2 protein-coding genes are annotated in these 1,521 nt (G+C 65.2%); both read left to right on the top strand.

The genetic code is table 11. The features are described from left to right. Positions 1-609, top strand: a 609-nt coding sequence (locus FJ980_RS31210) for a transketolase C-terminal domain-containing protein (RefSeq protein ID WP_281406352.1), incomplete at its 5' end; no start/stop codon positions are given. 11 nt (positions 610-620) lie between these two features. Further along, on the top strand, positions 621-1,521 hold a 901-nt coding region (fba, locus tag FJ980_RS31205; protein ID WP_140547390.1), incomplete at its 3' end, for a class II fructose-bisphosphate aldolase.

Below are 1,521 nucleotides of genomic sequence, written 5' to 3'. Positions count from 1 at the left end.
GATTCCATCGGCCTCGGCGAGGACGGCCCGACGCATCAGCCGGTCGAGCACCTGGCGATGCTGCGTGCGACGCCGAACCTCAATGTCTTCCGCCCAGCGGATATCATCGAAACGGCGGAGTGCTGGGAACTCGCGCTGAAGAGCAGGGATCGGCCCAGCGTGCTGGTGCTGTCGCGCCAGAACCTGCCGATGCTGCGTGAAGCGCACAGCGATGAGAACCGCTCCAGCCAGGGCGCATACATCCTGCGCGAACCAGCCAGGCACCGCGCCGTCACCCTGATCGCCACCGGCTCGGAGGTCGAGATCGCGGTTGCCGCTGCCGAAAGGCTGGAGACCGAGCATGGCGTCGCCGCCGCGGTCGTCTCGATGCCGTGCTGGGAGCTTTTCGAAGAGCAGGAAAACGCCACCCGCAAGGCCGTTCTCGGCTCCGCGCCGCGGATCGCGGTCGAAGCGGCGGTCCGGCTGGGCTGGGACCGCTGGGTCGGCGAGACGGGCGCTGTCGTCGGCATGGCCGGCTTCGGCGCCAGCGCCCCTGCCCCCGATCTCTACCGGCATTTCAACATAACATCCGAAGCGGTTGCCGCGGCGGCGCTGAATCTCATCATCTAGGAGGACCCACAATGGCCCGCATCACCCTTCGCCAGCTTCTCGACCATGCCGCCGAGCACGGCTACGGCGTGCCTGCATTCAACATCAACAACATGGAACAGGGCCTCGCAATCATGGAGGCGGCCAAAGCCTGCGACGCGCCCGTCATCATCCAGGCCTCACGTGGGGCCCGGTCCTACGCCAACGACGTCATGCTGGCCAAAATGATGGAGGCATTGACTGAAATGCATCCGACCATTCCGCTGTGCATCCATCAGGACCACGGCAACGACGAGGCCACCTGCCTTTCCGCGATCCGCCACGGCTTCACCTCGGTGATGATGGACGGATCCCTGATGGCAGATGCCAAGACGCCGGCAAGCTATGCCTACAACGTCGCCGTAACCGAACGAGTCACACGCATGGCGCATTGGGTCGGGGCTTCCGTCGAAGGCGAACTGGGCGTGCTCGGATCGCTGGAAACCGGCCAGGGCGAGGCCGAGGATGGCCACGGCGCCGAGGGCGCACTCTCCCACGACCAACTCTTGACCGACCCCGATCAGGCGGTCGACTTTGTGGCCGCAACCCAGGTGGACGCGCTGGCGATCGCCTGCGGCACCTCGCACGGCGCTTACAAATTTACCCGCAAGCCGGACGGCGACATACTGGCCATGCAGGTGATCGAGGCGATCCACGAGAAGCTGCCCAACACGCATCTGGTCATGCACGGCTCTTCCTCGGTGCCACAGGAACTGCAGGACATCATCAACAAATACGGCGGCGAGATGTCCCAGACCTTTGGCGTCCCGGTGGAGGAGATCGAGCGCGGCATCCGCTACGGCGTGCGTAAGGTCAACATCGCCACCGATTGCCGCATGGCCATGGCCGGGCAGTTCCGCCGCGTCGCGACGGAGAATCCGCGCGAGTTCGATC

Source organism: Mesorhizobium sp. B1-1-5, assembly GCF_006443065.1.
Taxonomy (GTDB): domain Bacteria; phylum Pseudomonadota; class Alphaproteobacteria; order Rhizobiales; family Rhizobiaceae; genus Mesorhizobium.
Note: the sequence above shows the minus strand (reverse complement) of the source record. Positions and strands in the feature narration are given on the sequence as shown.